The following is a 16,986-nucleotide window of genomic DNA, read 5'->3' on the forward strand; positions in this document are numbered from 1 at the left end:
ATAGGGGTTTGTATACTAATTTTTTAAGATGATATATTAAGATTTTTATAGCGTAATAGTCACGTTACATTTACCAAAAAAACAGATGCGAACACCTATTATTTCTATGATTTTACTCGCTATTATTATGTGTTATTCTTGCACTGATGATAGCCCTTACGACCCAGATTTTAATGCCGGTAACTCTTTTGTAGATAGTCAGATAAGAGTCATAGAAATTGACACTCTTACTATTGAAACTTCTACAATGAAGTTCGATAGTCTTACAACTTCAAGTAGCAATAGAATCCTCTTAGGGAAATACACTGATCCCGAATTTGGAACTGTAAAAGCCGCCAGCTATTTTGAAATGCTTCCTGATAGTTACACCATAGATAGTGAAGCTACCTACGATAGTATTGCGCTCTATCTTCATTACGACAACTATTATTATAACGATACACTACAAAACAATAATATCCATGTAAAAAGAGTAACGAAAGCCGTAAAGCCCGATGAAGATGTTTTTTACAACACCAGTGAAGTTGATTATAACACTGAAGATATAGGATTACTTACTTACCGTCCTCGCCCCATGGAGGCAGATACTTTGGAAATAAAAATAGATGACGAGTTGGGGAACGAAATATTTGACAACCTTCAGACAAAAGTGATTACAAATTCCGACGAGTTTAAAAATTACTTTAAAGGAATTACCATACAACCTGGAGACAGCGATAATGGATCTGTTATAGGCTTTTCTACGGAAACTACTTCCTGCTATATGCGATTATATTATACGATTGAAGAAGATACATATCTCTCACAAAGCTATCTTGATATTCCTATCAATAAAGGAACTGATTATGCTTCATTTTTTAATCAGATATCCTCAGAAAACTCTAACGAATATATACAAAGTCTAACCGATCAAGAAGAGGTTATTTCTAGCTCACAAAGTGAAAATAAATCATTTATTCAGTCTGGAATTGGAGTTGCTACAGCTATTAGTTTTCCTCACATAAAAACCCTTTTTGATATTGAAGGCACAGGAACTATTCTAGATGCTACACTAAATATACATCCTGAAATAGCGTCGTATAACGACAATCTAACACTTAGAGACACACTTAATGTTTATGTTTTAGATCAAAATAATAATGTTACGGAACAGCTAACTTATAGTGACGGTAGCGCAGTACAAGCCATACTCAATAAAGAAAACCAAGAGTTTAATAACATCTATTACGTTCTCCCTTTTGGAACTTATGTAGAAACCCTTTTAAACTTAGAAACGGACGATATTCAATCTTTTGCTCTTTTACCTAACGACTTTGAATCGAGTGTAGATAGAATGGTTTTATACGGAAGTACTAACAATAGCTACAAAATTGAATTAAACTTAATATATACTGTTTATGATGAAGATGAAAATTAATCTAGCCCTTCTGTTTTCCCTATTTGGACTATTTACATATGCACAATCAGAAAGTTTAACGAGTTCCCCTTACTCATTATATGGCCTTGGAGTTATCAATCAAAGTGGTATTGGGAAAGTAAATGGGATGGGATATACAGGAATCGCAATGAAATCCGACGGGTATATTAATAATTTAAACCCTGCCTCCTATTCTCTTATCCCTCAAAACAGTTTTATATTTGATGTTGGAGGAAAGGCTGAACTTAATACTTATGAAAATAAAAATAATGCAGAGAATAATACTAGTTTTAATTTCTCTAACATAGCATTTGCATTTCCTATAAATAGTAAAATGGGAATGGGACTAACACTTATTCCATACAGCCAAGTAGGGTATTCTTTAATTGGATTAGAAACTAATATTGAAGGCTCTACGGAGACTTTTAAAAGTAATATTCTAGGAAGCGGTGGATTGAATGAATTTAGCGGAAACTTTGGTTATGCCATTATTCCGAGAGTTAGTGTGGGGATAAGCGCTTCTGTATTATTCGGAAATATTGAAGAGGAAGAAAACTTTACTTTAAGTAGCTCCTCCTTTTCTTTAGAGGAAGAAACCTCTTATTCTGGACTACAATTAGGGCTAGGAACACAAATCGATGTTTTAAAAAATGTTTCCATTGGAGGAACTTTAAAGCTTCCAACTGCTTTGAGTGGAAGTTTAAAACGATCTACTTATAAAACCCTTGATTATAATAGTGTCACTATCGAAGAAGAAGCGGAAGGTGATGTTTCCGATTTTGAACTCCCTATGCAATTGGGACTTGGTTTTAGCGCTCGTTTGTTTCAAAATAAACTTACCATAAATGGAGACTATAAAAAGAGTTTTTGGGATGACACCAACCAATCGGATCATATAGGAACCTATGCAAATCAGAATATTTTTGGACTAGGATTAGAATTCAATAGTGATTCTAGAAACAAAAGCTATTTTAAGCGTATTTCCTACCGTACAGGTTTTAATTATGATGATGGATATTTAGAAATAAATGATAATAAAATAAGTAGTTATAGTGTTACAGCAGGACTAGGATTACCTATAAGCAACAGAAATAATTCCACTTTGAACCTTTCCTACAGCTACGGAAGCAAAGGTCTTGTTGATAATATTTTGGTAAAAGAAAACTACCATCTTATTACTCTTAATTTGACTTTACAAGATTTTTGGTTTGTAAAAAACTTAGTTAAATAAGTTTCTAATAGCTTAGGGAAGCTACTTCTCTAAGCTATTTATTTACTGCTGAAGTGTTTCTCCTCAACATATAAATAAGTCCTATTATTGCTAAAACTGATGAAGCATAAAAGGCATGTGGAATATGATTTATTGTTGATTGATAATACCAACCAGAGAATAAAGCTCCAATTCCAATCCCCGCTTCTAGAGCGATATACATAGTCGCCATCGCTTTACCTCTTGCTTCTGGTCTACTCATATCTATAGTCCATGCATTTAGTGAAGGCGTTAAGCCGCCCATTCCAACACCATATAAAATGGCTCCTACAATAAATAGTAAATGTGAAGTAGCCAATCCAATGACTACAACTGCTACAGAAAGCACTACAAGTCCTAAGGTGATAACAACAGTTCGTCCATATTTATCAGAAGCTTTTCCAGCTATAAATCTTATTAGCAATGAAGAGATGGTAAATACTATAAAAAACAATCCTTTATTTGCAATTCCAATATGGGTTGTCCAATCTGGAATAAGTGTTAACATAACTCCATAAGAGGCATAACATAAAAATGTTACCAAGCCTGCTGGAAGAACTTCGATAGCAATAATATCTCTTCTTGATATTTTTAATAATGACCATGTAAACTTTTTCTTGGGTGATAATGTTTCCTTCATATTTAGAATGATAAGCATCGAAAGAAAAGCACATGCCGACGAGATATAAAATAAGGTGCTGTATGAATAATTCATTTTTATAAAGCTTCCTACAGCGGGTCCAACAGCCATTCCTGTACTATAAAATAGACTTTGCATCCCAATAGCTTCTCCCCAAGCGCGCTGAGGTGTAATATCTGCTACATATGCTGAGGTTGCCGTAGGCTTAAAACCTGTAGAAAACCCATGGAGAAGTCTCAATATTAAAAAGCCTGCAACAGTATTTAAAACAGGATATAAAACTCCACAAAGCACACATACCAAAGCTCCAAAAACCATCACAGGAACACGACCAACAGTATCAGTAATACGTCCGCTAAAAGGTCTAGAAATTCCTGCGGTAAGCGTAAATAATGCTATAATTAAACCAATGTATTTAGCTCCTCCCAAAGAGCTTAAATAAGCAGGAAGTTCAGGAATAAGCATATTGTAACTAGCAGAAAAAAGTAATGAACTAGAACATACCAATGCAAACTTAAAATTGTAGATTGGATGCGAATTGTATTTTACCGCTATATTCTTTATAAAGCTCATGCTGATTAAATATCTTTGTTTGTAGCTATTTTGAATGCAAAGAAATGGTTTGTAATAGTTTTTAAAAAGGACATTTGTCCGAAGTAGTAAAATGATACGAAAAAACGCCGACCTCTTACAATATATCACACAAAAACTCCTGAAGGAATCTAATCAGAATATCATTACGCAATCTTATAACGCTGGAGAAAAAATATTAGATCAGAAGAAAAGAGTTTTTTCGGTGTATATTATTAAGTCTGGAATAACAAAATGCTATCTTACAGAAGATAATGGTGTAGATTTTATCCAAGAATTTTTTGGTGAAGGTGAAATTTTTGGAGAATTAGAAGCTATAAATGGAGATACTAGTTTCTGCTGTATTGAAGCCATAAATACTGTTGAAGTATATAAAATAGAGGCTTCATATTTTAATGAGTTATTAGAGAAAGATCATATTTTTAACAAGCATATTTTAAAAGCTCTAAGTAAAAAACTCACTTATACAGCAGTTCGCCATGCCTACAATCAATCGCACACTTTGGAAGATAATCTGCTAAGGCTAATCCATCAATTCCCTACTATTATAGAGGAAATTTCTAAACAAGACATTGCAAATTATTTAGGAATCACCCCTCGGAGTTTAAATAGAGTTTTAAATACTTTAAAACCTTAAAAATTAATCATTCAATCCTAATCCTTCATAAATCTTAGGAATATATTTTTCAACTCTTGCCAAACGCGTTTTTGATTGCTTTGCTTGAGAAAAATGCAATAAATAACCTCGTTGCCTTCCTGGAGTTAAAGAATAAAAAGCATCCTTTAATTTTTGGTCATTATCAAGTTTTGCTTGAAATTCTTCTGGAATTTCATATTCCTTTGTCTTCTTTAAAGCTACTTTCAACCCTGCTTTCTCCACTTCTACAGCCTCAAAAATATAGGCCTTTAAAGTGCGCTCTAAATCTAATATCTCTTGGAGGCTTGTAAAACGAATCTGACGAGCAGATTGTACATTTTTAGTTTGCTGAATCAAAATATCATCTGCGTCATTTAATAAAACTCCTTTATGAAATAACAGTGCACAATACGATTTAAATCCATGTATTAAAACCACATTGCTCCCATTAAATGTATAGCATGGAACGCCCCATTTTAATTCTTCTATAAGACCACAATCGAGAATAATAGTTCTCAATCTCTTATAACATTCTTGCCATTGGTCATCTTTTTCAAAAAAGAAATCTACTTTAGGATTCATAGTTTTGTTTATTGAACTACTAAAATAAGAATAAGTTTATTTTAGAATACCAGTTTATCAAAAATTACGCTTACTTTTTAAATCTTCTTTATTAATTATCACCTATTATAATCAACCCAAGATTTCATTCTACCTACATACATTTTGAGATAGTTTTCAGAAAGAAAAATATTAGACCAATCGAATCTTTGTGCTTGAATTCCGAGGTAAAAAATAAAAACTGCTAATCCAGCTTTTGGGATTAATGCTATTTCCTGTTCTGGTAATTCACTAATACTTTTGTATCCCTCTAAAAAATTTTTCTTCTTAATTTCATATTCCTCTTTATCAACTTCAATATTAAACAATTGATTACAGAAATATCCAATATCTAAAACTCGCCAACCATTACCACAGAAATCAAAATCAAAAATGGTGATTTCATTTTCATCTGAAACCGCCATATTATCATACCAAATATCCATATGAACTATTCCAGCCTTACTACATTGAAAATCAGAGCTTTTAAATGCTCTTGCTTGCTCTTTTATAAACTGCATTTCTGGTAACTCTTCAGAAAAAAAAACCTTTAATTTCTTATAAGAAGCCTCAAAAAGTGATTGTTGGTTATAAGAGATTCTATCAATAGTACTTTTCTCAGTAAGCTTATGAAATCGAGCCATAAGAGCACCTATTTCGTAACAGGTTTTATTGCTCATAAATCTAACTTTACCACCTTTAGCAAACGAAAATAAAACTACATATCTAACTCCTTCTGGTGCTTCTATTTCTTGGATAAAACCTTCACTCTTATCTTGAAGAGGATAAGAAATACTTAGATTATTATCCTTTAATAGATTTAAAAGCTTTATTTCTTCTACTATTTCCGATTTTGACCTCCAATTATGGCTATAAACCCTAATCACATATCTTGTTTTGCCTTCAGAAAGGAAGTACGTATGATTCATTCCCGTTCGAAACAACTTACAGTCGTAACTCCCTACAAGTCCATATTTTTCTACTACAAAATCTCCCAATTCTTTAGCTGAGATTGTAGACGCTATTACCGGAAATACGTCCATATTCTTATTGTAATTTAATTGTTATACCTAAAAAGTACTTATACGTTATAATCTACTCAATGCTTCCATTATAATCTCCTTCACTCTTTCTTTTAAAGAAGCTGGTTCGATAATAGTTGCATAGTCCGCAAACATAAGAAACCAACGTGCAAATCCATCCTTTACATCAGAAGTAAAAAAAGTCATTTCAACGTCATTCCCTTTTATCTTTTCTGAAGTAAGTCCGTAATAATTACAATTACTCTTCATGTATTTTGCAATCTGCTTGTCTACCAAAATTACGATCTTAGTTTTATCGCACTCCTCTTCTTTCTTACGATAATCTTCTAATGTTCCGTGCGTTAATAAAAAAGGAGTCTGCGTCCTACTAATCTTAATAATTCGATCGGTGCGGAACTGCCGATAATCCTTTCTTAAATGGCAATACGCCATCATATACCAATAATTATGCTCATGAAAAAGTCCTACGGGTTCTATCAATCTTTCAGAATGTTTCTCAGCGTGAAGCGACTGGTATTTTAAAAAAATCTGATGCTTCTCTGCAATGCTTTCAAAAATAATCTCCAATGCATTAGGAATCTCTTTATTAAAAAGTTCGCGAGATGAATTTATGGTAACTTGAGATTCTATAGCATCGATCCAATCTTTTTCATAACCCCGTAAAACAGATTTTATTTTGTACATAGCCGATTGATAGTAAGCTCCAAGAGAATCGTCTGTAAATTGCTGCATCAGCTTTTCTGCAGCTACAAAACTCCCTGCCTCTTCTTTTGTAAACATTACTGGCGGAAGTCTGTACCCCTCCATAATGCTATATCCAATTCCAGCCTCACTAATAATTGGGACTCCAGATGCTTCTAGCGTTCTAATATCTCTGTAAATAGTTCGTAAACTTACTTCAAAACGTTCTGCAAGATCTTGTGCTTTGACTATCTTTTTCGACTGTAACTGCGTTAAAATAGTTACAATTCTATCAAAGCGTTTTATGGTGGTATCGCTCATAATGTTTTGGCATATCCTCCAAAGATAAGACTTCCAGAAAAAATAAAATTCTCCAGATGAGCAAACTTTATTTTGAATATGTAATGCCATTATTTATATTAAATTAAGCAAAGCTATCAAGCTATTGTGACAACTATTTGTCAGTAGATACTTTTTTTTTACTGCTGACATAAGGCTGTCATCTCCCCTATTTAATTTTGATTCCAGATGTAAACAACAAAATATATAATTATGAAAAACGTAGACAATCAAATCAATGAAAACAAAGCAACTGTATTAACTCCAGATGATTTATTAGCGCATTGGCAAGGACATAGAGCGCTTACCCGCCGTGTAATAGAGATTTTTCCTGAAGACAAATTCTTTAACTACAATATTGGAGGCATGAGAACTTTTGCTGAAATGACAATGGAACTTATAGGAATAGCGGCACCCGGAATGAAAGAAGTTGTAGTTGGAAATACAGAAAAATTAAGAGAAGATTTTGATCATGGAGGAAAGAAATCTGCTATTTTAAAACTATGGGATCAGTCTACTGAAGATATTAATAATTATTGGAAGCAACTTGAAGCAAAAGACTTCTCAAAACAGATAAAACTTTTTGGAGAATATGAAGGCACCGTTATATCCTCAATTCTCTATTTTATTGATAATGAAATTCATCATCGTGGGCAAGGATATGTATACCTAAGAAGTTTGAATATTGAACCTCCATTTTTCTGGGAACGCTAACCGACTCATTTTTTATTATGAAATCAGTATTAGTATTTAAAACTTCGGTAGAAAGAAGAAAAGAGCTAAAAAAATTACGCCCTTTTTTAAATCAGCTAATGCAAAAAAACGAACAGTGGAATTTCGACCTTGAGGATTGTGATAAAATCCTCAGAGTCGAAACTGTTAAAACTACTGCTAAAACCATTGCAAATACATTACATGGTTTAGGATATAGCTGTGAGGAATTATAAGGTTTATGAGGCTTTAAATAATGCTTTAAAAGTAGTAGCCTCATTTACCTCTTCGCTATCATTTGCATAAAACATATCTAAAAAACTCCCAGCACTTGTCCAAACTGTGTGCAACATACCTTTATAGCGCTCTTTCATCTCATCGGTGGCATTCGCTCTTAAATCTTTTAGCATTTGTTGTTGTTTTAAAGCAACTTCTGGTTTTCTCCATGAACAAGTAGCTACATCAAAACCGTTCATTGCAAAATAAACCGCTGTAGGATCAGTCCGTTCATAATGCCAATCGCAAATCATAACATCCTTTGGAATTAAATTAATTGCTCGGTGAGTATTATTCATACTCGCTTCCCACATCCCAATTCCTGTTGTTTTTCCATCAATCAATCGATCTCCCCAAATCCATAAACGCTGCCCATTACTTGCTAAATGGTTTCTTATTTTTGTAACCTCGCCAGCATATAGTTCAGCTTTATCCCTTCCGCTACATCGAGGACATTTGGAGTCTCCGATATAAAATACCTCGTCCATTCCTGCATGAAATGCATCGGCATCAAAGACTTCCATTATTTCATCTACCAAATCGAAAACTACTTTATGAACTTCTGGATGAAGCGGACAATAGCTTTTACAATACAACCCGTCTTCGTTTGGCCATTCATATTTTTCAGGAATTTTTACATGTGGAGTTTCGTCGAACTCAGGATATACCTGCAATAATTTCTCTATCGAATCTGCCCAAGATTGATGTCCCAATAAATTTATCTGTGGAATGATTTTAATTTTTTGTCTTTTGCAAGCCGCCACTATCCTATTAATTTCTTCGGTAGAAAGCGCTCCTTTATTTACCAATTCAGGATGCGATTTATATTCATAGTCATAATCCACTCTCAATACCATTGTATTTACTTTTCGGGTAGAGAGTTCTTCGTTTATAAACTTAACAAACCTGTTTACATCTTGTTTTGCTGGCGCTGCAATTGCAATTCCTCTCAAAGGAAGCTCACTCTGCGCTTGTAATAAACAGCAAGTAATTAAAAACGTACATACGAGATAAATCTGTTTCATTTTTTAAAGTTTTAGTCTGATGTTAATTTTTGAAAGTAAAGCAGCAAAGCCAATCATAGCAAATGCCCATATAATAGAACCGCCTACAGCCAATAATGCCGATTCTTCTTGTTTATAAATAAGAATATTCCATCCGAAACCCCAAATTGTATAATAAATAATATCAGGCGCCAAATAGGTAGTTAAAGAATTCTGTCCTGCAGGCTTGAATATTGAACTCCATTTATAAATCTTTAAATAATCTATCACATAAAAGAGTAAACAAAAAACCAAAATACTTATTCCGTTACAAATCATTGCCCAAGTAGGCGTTCCTTGCATTTTAGATATGATAAACCAATTTCGAAATATAAATCCAATAAAAAGAACCAATAGTCCAAATGGTAAAAGTATCTGCATTAGCTTTTTAAAGTCACCTTTATTATCTTTTAAAAGCATTCCGACTACCAATCCACAAAGAACAATTGAAGGAGTATTTCCACTAATTAAAACACCTAAATAAGGCTTCATTGGATTTAAAAAACCTAATAACTGTAGCTGTGATAATATATTTAGCACTACAAAACCAATCCATAAAATAACAACTCCTATTAATTTTCCACGGGTTAGCAAATAAGATATGGATCCAGCAAAATACCCCCAACCTATAAGTCCTAAGATTCCCCACCATCCTGTTGTCATCCAAGTTGGACTCTCTTCAGTTCCTCCTTTAAAAATATAAGCTAAAAGTACTAATCCAATGATTCCGATTCCTTTTAACAACTTAAATAAGACGCTATAACTAGACTTATCAGGATATTTATTCCAAATGAGAAATATAGAAACATACACTAAAACAGCCCATAGGTATTTATTAATTCCTGCCAGCGCTGGATTGAGTTCATTTATATTAACCATAAAAACACCAATAAGTAAGAGACTTAAAGTTCTAACTAAAATATGTTTTAATATATCGAGGTTATTATCTCCTTTTTTTCTTCGTGACAAAAATGCAAATGGAATAGAAAGCCCTACCATAAATAAAAACCCTGGAAACACCCAATCCGCAAGTCCCATAGCATCTTCGGTTGCTTTACTATGTACTAACCATTTTGGTACTCCAGACTCAAATAAATCATTTACGAATAGCATCAAGAAGAGAGTTAATCCCCTCATAATATCAATAGAAAGTATTCTTTTACTTGTTTTCAATTTTAAAAAGTATAAGTTCTAAACGAAATAAAAGTATCTTGAAGCTTCTCAAAAAAACGCAAAATACAAACACAGTTCATTTAGTAAGTTGGTTAATAATTTATTGTCTAAAACCTTCTAAAATTAAATATTTATTGTCCTATTTCATTAGAAAAAAACACTTATTTATACCTGTAAAATACTGACTGTTGTTTAGCTACAGCTTACTGTTGTTGGTCTAAAAAATAATGTTTGATTAAATGAAAATTTATTAATTAGTAGTTTTTTAAAATGTAAAAACCTGTCTAAAATAATATTTAGACAGGTTTTTTTGAGCTTTCACCCAAGGTTGAATTACAACCATTGTTCATAAAAAAGTTCACTTCTCAATCAAACTAATTATTTTACTCGCTTATGATATTATAGATGCCTTCACTTATCAGTAGCAAAAAGCAATATATTTCTTTATTTATATTAATCTACAGGAGTAAATTTAATAGCACTTCCGCCGCCTGGAGCCAATTCTAAATTTAAGACACTTTTATTATTGACCAACTGATTTGTTATGATTATAGGGTAAGGATTCGATTTGTAATTGGCATCTTTCCCATCTGAATATATAGTAGCTTCATATTTTTTATCTGGTTCTAAAAAAGATAATTCCACTCTTATATCTCTCGCTTTTTTATTTGTAATAGCACCTAAATACCAGTTTCTACTATTTCTATCTTTACGAACAGTAGTAACATATTCTCCAATCTGAGCATCAAGCACTTTAGTTGTTTCCCAAGTTGAAGGCACAACTTTTATAAATTGAAATGCTTGTTGATCTTTATAGTTTTCTGGTAGATCTGATGCCATTTGCTGCGGACTATAAATAATTACATATAGAGCCAATTGCTTTGCTAAAGTTGTATTTACCATCGCTCCGTTTGGCGTTTTATAATCAAAATCGAAATTCCCTGGAGTAAAGTCAAAAGGACCAGAAAGCATTCTTGTAAAAGGCATTATTGTAGTATGCTCAGGAGTATTTCCCCCGTCTGGAGACCACGCATTGTATTCTTGACCTCTACCGCCTTCTTGAGTCATTAAATTAGGGTATGTTCTTTGTAACCCTGTTCCTTTTACTGGCTCATGATTATCAATCATGATGTGGTATTTTGCAGCAGTTTCAATCACTTTCCTGTAATGTCTCACTCCATATTGACTATCATGCCATTCCTTTTTGTTCAGATACTTATTTACATATCCTGTTTTCACAGCGTTCACTCCATTCTTTTGATACAATGCAAAGGCATCTTCAAGCTGGTCTTCATAGTGCATTGCAGCTCCAGCAGTTTCATGATGACCAATTAGACGAACATTCTTTTGAGCAGCATATTTACAAATTTCTTCTAGATCAAAATCAGGATATGCATCTGTAAAACTAAAAGCACGTCCATCTGCTGTCCAATCACCATCCCATCCTACATTCCAACCTTCAACTAAAACTCCATCAAATCCATTTTCTGAAGCAAAATCTATATATTTTTTTGTATTTTCTGTAGTAGCTCCGTGTTTTTCTCCCTGCCCCCAGGTATACTTTTCCAAATGCATTCCCCACCAGATTCCAATATATTTAGAAGGCTCAATCCAAGAGAGGTCTTCGATCTTAGAAGGTTCATTGAGATTAAGCATTAACGTAGAGGTAGCTAATTGAGCAGGATTCTCACCTACAATAACTGTTCTCCAAGGAGTTTTAAAAGGAGTTTCCGTATAAACCTTTACACCATCCGCCCACGGTACTAATTCACTTTTATACTGTTTCTCATTACTTTTAAGTAAGGTCATTGAAGCAAAGTCGGTTAAATTAGCCTCATGAATAGCTACATATAAACTGTCTTTTGTTTCAAAAGTAGCAGGAGTATTTATAGTATCTGTCTGTCCAATTGGAGTTTTTCGGTAAAAACTTTCATAATAGCTATTCTCACGATGAACAGGAATCCACCATACATCTTCTTCATTTGGAAAAGTAAACTCAGTAATTTCATTGGAAATTTTCACTTTCCCCAAATTCTCTTGCTTCGGAAAAATATATCTAAACCCAAGTCCATCATTGAAAAGTCTAAAAACAAGATTCATTGTTCGTCCGCTCCCATTTTTTTCCTTTAAATGAACAATCAATTCATTATGGTGATCTCGAATTTCTTTGAACTCTCCCCACGGCTGCTCCCATAAAACATCGGCAGTACTTTTTTCAATATTGATGATTTTGAATCCTTCTTTCATTGCTTCATTTTCTTCAAATTCAAAACCAAGCTTTGAAGGTAACAACACGTTTTTACCTCTTGAGGAAAGAACATATTGAGGCTCTCCCTCCTCTGTTAAGCTAAAAATCAATTCATTTTTATTATCAGGAGATAAAATAGATATCGGCTTTTCATCACATGAAAAAAATAACGTTAAAATGAGTAATAGAAGACACTTCTGCATCTTATTAAATAGGTTAAGTTCGGGTATTGATTTTATATTTTTCATTTTATAATTCCTCTTTAATTGAGTCACAAAACTGTTATCTATTTCTTAAAAGTGAGTGAGGCTTTCCATAAAAACTTAATACATTGGTTTAAAGCTAACTATTTAATTAAATCGTTTTTAATGTTCAAGGTAATTTATTAGAAAACCCCATTCTTCTCAACTTTTCTTCAAGCTGTTTCAAAACTAAGTCCAAGAAAAACCGTTAGAAAAATATATAATAAAAATCAAGATTTATTTAGTTTTAAAAAACACTCAAACAACTCATTTACAGCAATATAATGTTTAATTAAATGTTTAAAAATCAAGATTAAATCGAGAGTAATTAGTGTTTAAAATTCATTATTCAGCAATTAATATTGCACAATATTTTAAAAAACTCATATATTGTCGCTTGTAATTAATGGAATCGCAATAAATTATGTTAAGAACAATTAAATAATATACTAAGCAATAATCAGTTATCATTTTTTTGGCGTTAGTGAAGCACTCTATGAACTAGTTTTTAATTATAAATAACAAATACCTACTATTATCAACCAACCTTTTTATAATACTAAAATGCGATACCTCTCGGTTCTTCTTTTTTTTATTACTGCTAGCATTTTTGCTAATGGTCATGAAGAAATTTTAAAAAAACTAGAAAACGAGCTTGACAATAAAGAATACTACATTCAGCAGAAATACAAAAAGATAGAAATATTAAAAAAAGGGCTTCAAAAAAATATTGTTAATGGAGGCGATTACAGTTTATACCAATCTTATATTCTATTATTTAATGAATATCGCTCTTTTAAATATGATTCTGCATACTACTATTTAGAGAATGCAAAACAAAAAGCTATAAAATTAGAAAAGGAAGAATTAATAAATGAAGTTGCTATTAATGAAGGGTTTATTTTACTTTCTTCAGGATTATTTAAAGAAGCAATAGACATATTAAATGATATTAATCCTGACTTATTATCTAAAGAGAATAAATTTAACTATTACTCCGTTAAAGCACGTACATATTACGATTTAGCAGATTACAACAAGGATCATCGCTTTAGTATAAACTATATTCAAAAAGGTAATAAATACATAAATAAGGCTTTAAGTTATGTTGATAAAAATACTAATGAATATTGGACAACAGAGAGTTTAAGGAGATTAAAACAACAAGACTTTAAAGGCGCTGAGTTTGCTTTTGAGTATTGGATAAACAACTATGACCTCACCCCTAAGTATTATGGTATTGCAACTTCTAGTCTTGGTTATATTTATGGGGAACGCGGTTATACTGAAAAAGCAATTGAGTATTTGGCTTTAGCAGCTATTTCTGATGTTCAATCTGCAACAAAAGAGACGGTAGCTTTACGTAATCTAGCCAACGAACTTTATGAAATTAATGACTTGGACAGTGCAAACAAGTATATCCATCTAGCTATGGATGATGCTACTTTTTACAATGCAAGGCACCGAAAAATTCAAATATCAAGTATTCTTCCAATTATTGAAGAAGCTCAAATGCATAAAATTGAGCAACAAAATAGTTTATTAAGTAAAATTGCAATTCTTTTAGGAGTATTAGTGATAATAGTGATTGTCTTCTTATTTATAATTTTCAAACAGCTTAAAGTAAGAAATACATCAAAAAAAGAATTAATAGCTTCATACGATGAATTACAAAAAGTAAATATGCATTTAAGAGAAGCAGATGCAATTAAACAAGAGTACATTACTTATTTTATTCAAGCCACTTCAGGTTTTATAAAAAAAATAGATCGCTTACAGAAAAGTACTCGGCAGAAACTAATCGCTAAAAAAACAGATGAAATTCTAACTGTCCTAAATAGATATAGTGTAAAGAAAGAACGGAACGACCTTTTTAAAAATTTCGATGAGATATTCCTAAAACTATTTCCAACTTTTATAACAGATTTTAATCAGCTATTTCCAGAAGAGCATAAATACATATTAAAAAAATCGGAGCTCCTAAATACAGAGCTCCGCCTTTTTGCTTTATATAGACTCGGAATCCAAGATAGTAACCAGATTGCCGATTTTCTTGAGCTTTCAGTTGCAACTATTTACACCTACAAAACAAGAATTAAAAGTAAATCTAATTACAAAGATTCCTTTGAGAATAAGATTATGGAAATTAAAACTATTTAATAATTACTCTCTCAATAAGTTCTTCTGTTGTTACTTCAAACTGCTCTCCAGAATTCATATTTTTTAATGTAAAAGTACCTCCTTCTATTTCCTTAGAACCAGCTAAAACTACAAATGGAATATTTCTTTTATTAGCATAATTCATTTGCTTTTTCATTTTAGCATCATCAGGATACATTTCTGACTTGATACCTGCTTCACGAAGTTTTTTAAGTGCTTTTAGGCAGTATAATGCTTCGTTTTGTCCAAAATTTAAGAACAATACTTTAGTACTTTCTGAGACTTCTTCAGGGAAAAGTCCTAATTCTTCTAAAACCAAATAAATACGATCTAATCCAAAAGAGATCCCTACTCCACTTACATTTTTAAGTCCAAAAATACCGGTAAGATCATCATAGCGACCGCCACCACCAATAGAACCCATTTTTACTTCTGCAGGAGCTCCAACTTCAAAAATGGCTCCAGTATAATAATTTAAACCACGAGCTAATGTTACATCTAAATCTAATTTAGCTGTTTTAAGCCCTAAAGTAGTAACAGCATCTATTATAAAACTCAACTCATCTACACCTTTCATTCCTTCTTCTGAAGCTTCTAAAAGAGCGCGTAAACTATTTAGCTTATCGGTGTTACTACCTGTAAAAGAAAATAAAGGTTGTACTTTCTGAATAGCATCTTCGCTGATTCCTTTTTCCAACATTTCTTTTTTCACACCATCTTCACCAATTTTATCTAGCTTATCTAGAGCTACTGTAAAATCGATCAATTTATCTTTGGCACCAATAACTTCCGCAATTCCTGAAAGTATTTTACGGTTATTCATTTTTATAGTTACGCCTTCCAGCTTTAAACTATGAAAAACGGCGTCATACAATTGCACAAACTCGACTTCCTGCCATAAAGACTTCGAACCTACAACATCAGCATCACATTGATAAAACTCTCTAAAACGCCCTTTTTGAGGTCTATCTGCTCTCCAAACTGGCTGAACCTGATAACGCTTAAAAGGCAATTCGATTTCATTTTGATGCATAACCACATAACGAGCAAACGGAACTGTAAGATCGTAACGCAAAGCCTTTTCGGAAATCTTTCCCGTTAGTGCATTTGCATCTTTCTTTTCGTACAAAGCATCGTCAACCTTAGAAAGGAAGTCTCCTGAATTTAAGATCTTAAAAATAAGTCGATCTCCTTCATCTCCATATTTCCCCATTAATGTATCCGAATTCTCAAAACTCGGTGTTTCTATTGGAAGAAATCCGAATGTTTGAAAATGAGATTTTATGGTATCGATTATATAGTTACGTTTAACAACCTCTTCTGGTGTAAAATCTCTAGTTCCTTTAGCTATGCTTGGTTTTTGTGCCATTATATTGGTATTGTGTTTGAGTTAATGACTTTAGAAATAGATTATTCTAAAGACCACCAACACACATCTTAAAATTAATTTGGTAATATATCGTCAAAATAATTAAATAACTCTCCTTTTGTAATAACTGCTCCCTTTTCGATAAGCTCAAATTTATCCTTATTACGGTCATCAGAGTATGCTTTATTTGCAATCATCATTTCAACAGCTTCCGTTAAAAAGTTATTCTTAAACCAAGTAAATCCTTCTTTTGTAGTTAAATCTACACCTGGTTGATGTACGCGTACAGCAATAAGTCTCATTTCTTTTTCTCCCAAATAAAATAAATGCATTTCTGTAGCAGAGATGTTTTCCAAATAATCTACTTTACTTAAAACGCCTTCCCAAATTAAATCACTAAATACATCAATTTCGTCTTCAGCAACCTCTGGTTTATTTTTCTTTATATCGTTCCATTCATCAACAGTTATAGTCTGTGTTGCCAAGAAATTTATAAATTCTTGATGCATTTCTTCTAACTGCTCCTTTGTAAGTCTTCTGTACTTCACCTAATTTTTTTTACGATTC

Annotated in this window: 15 protein-coding genes; 6 read left to right on the forward strand and 9 right to left on the reverse strand. The window is 32.5% G+C overall.

The annotated features are described in order from the left end of the window. The first annotated feature begins 85 nt into the window (after positions 1–85). Together ACN0TY_RS12395 and ACN0TY_RS12400 are read left to right on the forward strand one after the other, a co-directional pair. Positions 86–1,417, forward strand: coding sequence for a DUF4270 family protein (locus ACN0TY_RS12395; RefSeq protein ID WP_417444754.1), 1,332 nt, complete (start codon positions 86–88; stop codon positions 1,415–1,417). Beyond that, complete coding sequence (locus tag ACN0TY_RS12400) at positions 1,407–2,648, forward strand: hypothetical protein (protein ID WP_417444755.1); 1,242 nt, start codon at positions 1,407–1,409, stop codon at positions 2,646–2,648. Before ACN0TY_RS12395 ends, ACN0TY_RS12400 begins: the two co-directional genes overlap by 11 nt. A gap of 34 nt (positions 2,649–2,682) precedes the next feature. On the opposite strand, the gene ACN0TY_RS12405 is transcribed toward ACN0TY_RS12400, so the two are convergent. Continuing rightward, positions 2,683–3,879: an MFS transporter gene (locus tag ACN0TY_RS12405; RefSeq protein ID WP_417444756.1), complete on the reverse strand. Its 1,197-nt coding sequence runs from the start codon at positions 3,877–3,879 to the stop codon at positions 2,683–2,685. A gap of 91 nt (positions 3,880–3,970) precedes the next feature. On the opposite strand from ACN0TY_RS12405, the gene ACN0TY_RS12410 reads away from it, so the two are divergent. Then, a complete protein-coding gene (locus tag ACN0TY_RS12410; RefSeq protein ID WP_417444757.1) occupies positions 3,971–4,534 on the forward strand; it encodes a Crp/Fnr family transcriptional regulator in 564 nt (187 codons plus the stop codon). Positions 4,535–4,537: 3 nt separating this feature from the next. Here ACN0TY_RS12410 and ACN0TY_RS12415 read toward each other — a convergent pair whose 3' ends face one another. From ACN0TY_RS12415 to ACN0TY_RS12425, 3 genes are all read right to left on the reverse strand, one after another. Next, positions 4,538–5,116, reverse strand: coding sequence for a YdeI/OmpD-associated family protein (locus ACN0TY_RS12415; RefSeq protein WP_417444758.1), 579 nt, complete (start codon positions 5,114–5,116; stop codon positions 4,538–4,540). 98 nt (positions 5,117–5,214) lie between these two features. After that, entirely contained in the window at positions 5,215–6,177 is a 963-nt protein-coding gene (locus ACN0TY_RS12420) for a phosphotransferase (RefSeq protein ID WP_417444759.1), read from the reverse strand. 45 nt (positions 6,178–6,222) lie between these two features. Further along, positions 6,223–7,179 carry a helix-turn-helix transcriptional regulator gene (locus ACN0TY_RS12425; RefSeq protein ID WP_417444760.1) on the reverse strand — a complete coding sequence of 319 codons (957 nt, stop codon included), beginning with the start codon at positions 7,177–7,179 and terminating at the stop codon, positions 6,223–6,225. Positions 7,180–7,410: 231 nt separating this feature from the next. Here ACN0TY_RS12425 and ACN0TY_RS12430 point away from each other — a divergent pair, with 231 nt between their 5' ends. Continuing rightward, the gene (locus tag ACN0TY_RS12430; RefSeq protein ID WP_417444761.1) at positions 7,411–7,911 is read left to right on the forward strand and encodes a DinB family protein; all 501 of its coding nucleotides are present in this window, start codon (positions 7,411–7,413) and stop codon (positions 7,909–7,911) included. Positions 7,912–7,928: 17 nt separating this feature from the next. Beyond that, positions 7,929–8,144, forward strand: a complete 216-nt coding sequence (locus ACN0TY_RS12435) for a hypothetical protein (RefSeq protein ID WP_417444762.1) — start codon at positions 7,929–7,931, stop codon at positions 8,142–8,144. Between the two features lie 3 nt (positions 8,145–8,147). On the opposite strand, the gene ACN0TY_RS12440 is transcribed toward ACN0TY_RS12435, so the two are convergent. The 3 genes from ACN0TY_RS12440 to ACN0TY_RS12450 form a co-directional block, all read right to left on the reverse strand. After that, complete coding sequence (locus tag ACN0TY_RS12440) at positions 8,148–9,209, reverse strand: family 20 glycosylhydrolase (RefSeq protein ID WP_417444763.1); 1,062 nt, start codon at positions 9,207–9,209, stop codon at positions 8,148–8,150. Positions 9,210–9,212: 3 nt separating this feature from the next. Further along, positions 9,213–10,340, reverse strand: coding sequence for a DUF5009 domain-containing protein (locus ACN0TY_RS12445; RefSeq protein WP_417444764.1), 1,128 nt, complete (start codon positions 10,338–10,340; stop codon positions 9,213–9,215). Positions 10,341–10,853: 513 nt separating this feature from the next. Beyond that, positions 10,854–12,896 (reverse strand): glycoside hydrolase family 97 protein, encoded by a 2,043-nt coding sequence (locus tag ACN0TY_RS12450; RefSeq protein WP_417444765.1) that lies wholly within the window; start codon positions 12,894–12,896, stop codon positions 10,854–10,856. Positions 12,897–13,454: 558 nt separating this feature from the next. On the opposite strand from ACN0TY_RS12450, the gene ACN0TY_RS12455 reads away from it, so the two are divergent. Beyond that, the gene (locus ACN0TY_RS12455; protein ID WP_417444766.1) at positions 13,455–15,050 is read left to right on the forward strand and encodes a DUF6377 domain-containing protein; all 1,596 of its coding nucleotides are present in this window, start codon (positions 13,455–13,457) and stop codon (positions 15,048–15,050) included. On the opposite strand, the gene hisS is transcribed toward ACN0TY_RS12455, so the two are convergent. Beyond that, a complete protein-coding gene (hisS, locus tag ACN0TY_RS12460) occupies positions 15,043–16,419 on the reverse strand; it encodes a histidine--tRNA ligase (protein ID WP_417444767.1) in 1,377 nt (458 codons plus the stop codon). The genes ACN0TY_RS12455 and hisS overlap by 8 nt on opposite strands. 74 nt (positions 16,420–16,493) lie before the next feature. Then, positions 16,494–16,967, reverse strand: a complete 474-nt coding sequence (locus ACN0TY_RS12465; RefSeq protein ID WP_417444768.1) for a DUF6495 family protein — start codon at positions 16,965–16,967, stop codon at positions 16,494–16,496. Positions 16,968–16,986: the final 19 nt, after the last annotated feature.

It is taken from the genome of Joostella sp. (assembly GCF_048266025.1).
Lineage (GTDB): Bacteria > Bacteroidota > Bacteroidia > Flavobacteriales > Flavobacteriaceae > Galbibacter > Galbibacter atrarenae.

Excerpts from the sequence above, each read along its gene's own strand:
- ACN0TY_RS12395 (WP_417444754.1), top strand. The coding sequence starts at position 86 with ATGCGAACACCTATTATTTCTATGATTTTACTCGCTATTATTATGTGT.
- ACN0TY_RS12400 (WP_417444755.1), top strand. The coding sequence starts at position 1,407 with ATGAAAATTAATCTAGCCCTTCTGTTTTCCCTATTTGGACTATTTACA.
- ACN0TY_RS12405 (WP_417444756.1), bottom strand. The coding sequence starts at position 3,879 with ATGAGCTTTATAAAGAATATAGCGGTAAAATACAATTCGCATCCAATC.
- ACN0TY_RS12410 (WP_417444757.1), top strand. The coding sequence starts at position 3,971 with ATGATACGAAAAAACGCCGACCTCTTACAATATATCACACAAAAACTC.
- ACN0TY_RS12415 (WP_417444758.1), bottom strand. The coding sequence starts at position 5,116 with ATGAATCCTAAAGTAGATTTCTTTTTTGAAAAAGATGACCAATGGCAA.
- ACN0TY_RS12420 (WP_417444759.1), bottom strand. The coding sequence starts at position 6,177 with ATGGACGTATTTCCGGTAATAGCGTCTACAATCTCAGCTAAAGAATTG.
- ACN0TY_RS12425 (WP_417444760.1), bottom strand. The coding sequence starts at position 7,179 with ATGAGCGATACCACCATAAAACGCTTTGATAGAATTGTAACTATTTTA.
- ACN0TY_RS12430 (WP_417444761.1), top strand. The coding sequence starts at position 7,411 with ATGAAAAACGTAGACAATCAAATCAATGAAAACAAAGCAACTGTATTA.
- ACN0TY_RS12435 (WP_417444762.1), top strand. The coding sequence starts at position 7,929 with ATGAAATCAGTATTAGTATTTAAAACTTCGGTAGAAAGAAGAAAAGAG.
- ACN0TY_RS12440 (WP_417444763.1), bottom strand. The coding sequence starts at position 9,209 with ATGAAACAGATTTATCTCGTATGTACGTTTTTAATTACTTGCTGTTTA.
- ACN0TY_RS12445 (WP_417444764.1), bottom strand. The coding sequence starts at position 10,340 with ATGCTATTCGTAAATGATTTATTTGAGTCTGGAGTACCAAAATGGTTA.
- ACN0TY_RS12450 (WP_417444765.1), bottom strand. The coding sequence starts at position 12,896 with ATGAAAAATATAAAATCAATACCCGAACTTAACCTATTTAATAAGATG.
- ACN0TY_RS12455 (WP_417444766.1), top strand. The coding sequence starts at position 13,455 with ATGCGATACCTCTCGGTTCTTCTTTTTTTTATTACTGCTAGCATTTTT.
- hisS (WP_417444767.1), bottom strand. The coding sequence starts at position 16,419 with ATGGCACAAAAACCAAGCATAGCTAAAGGAACTAGAGATTTTACACCA.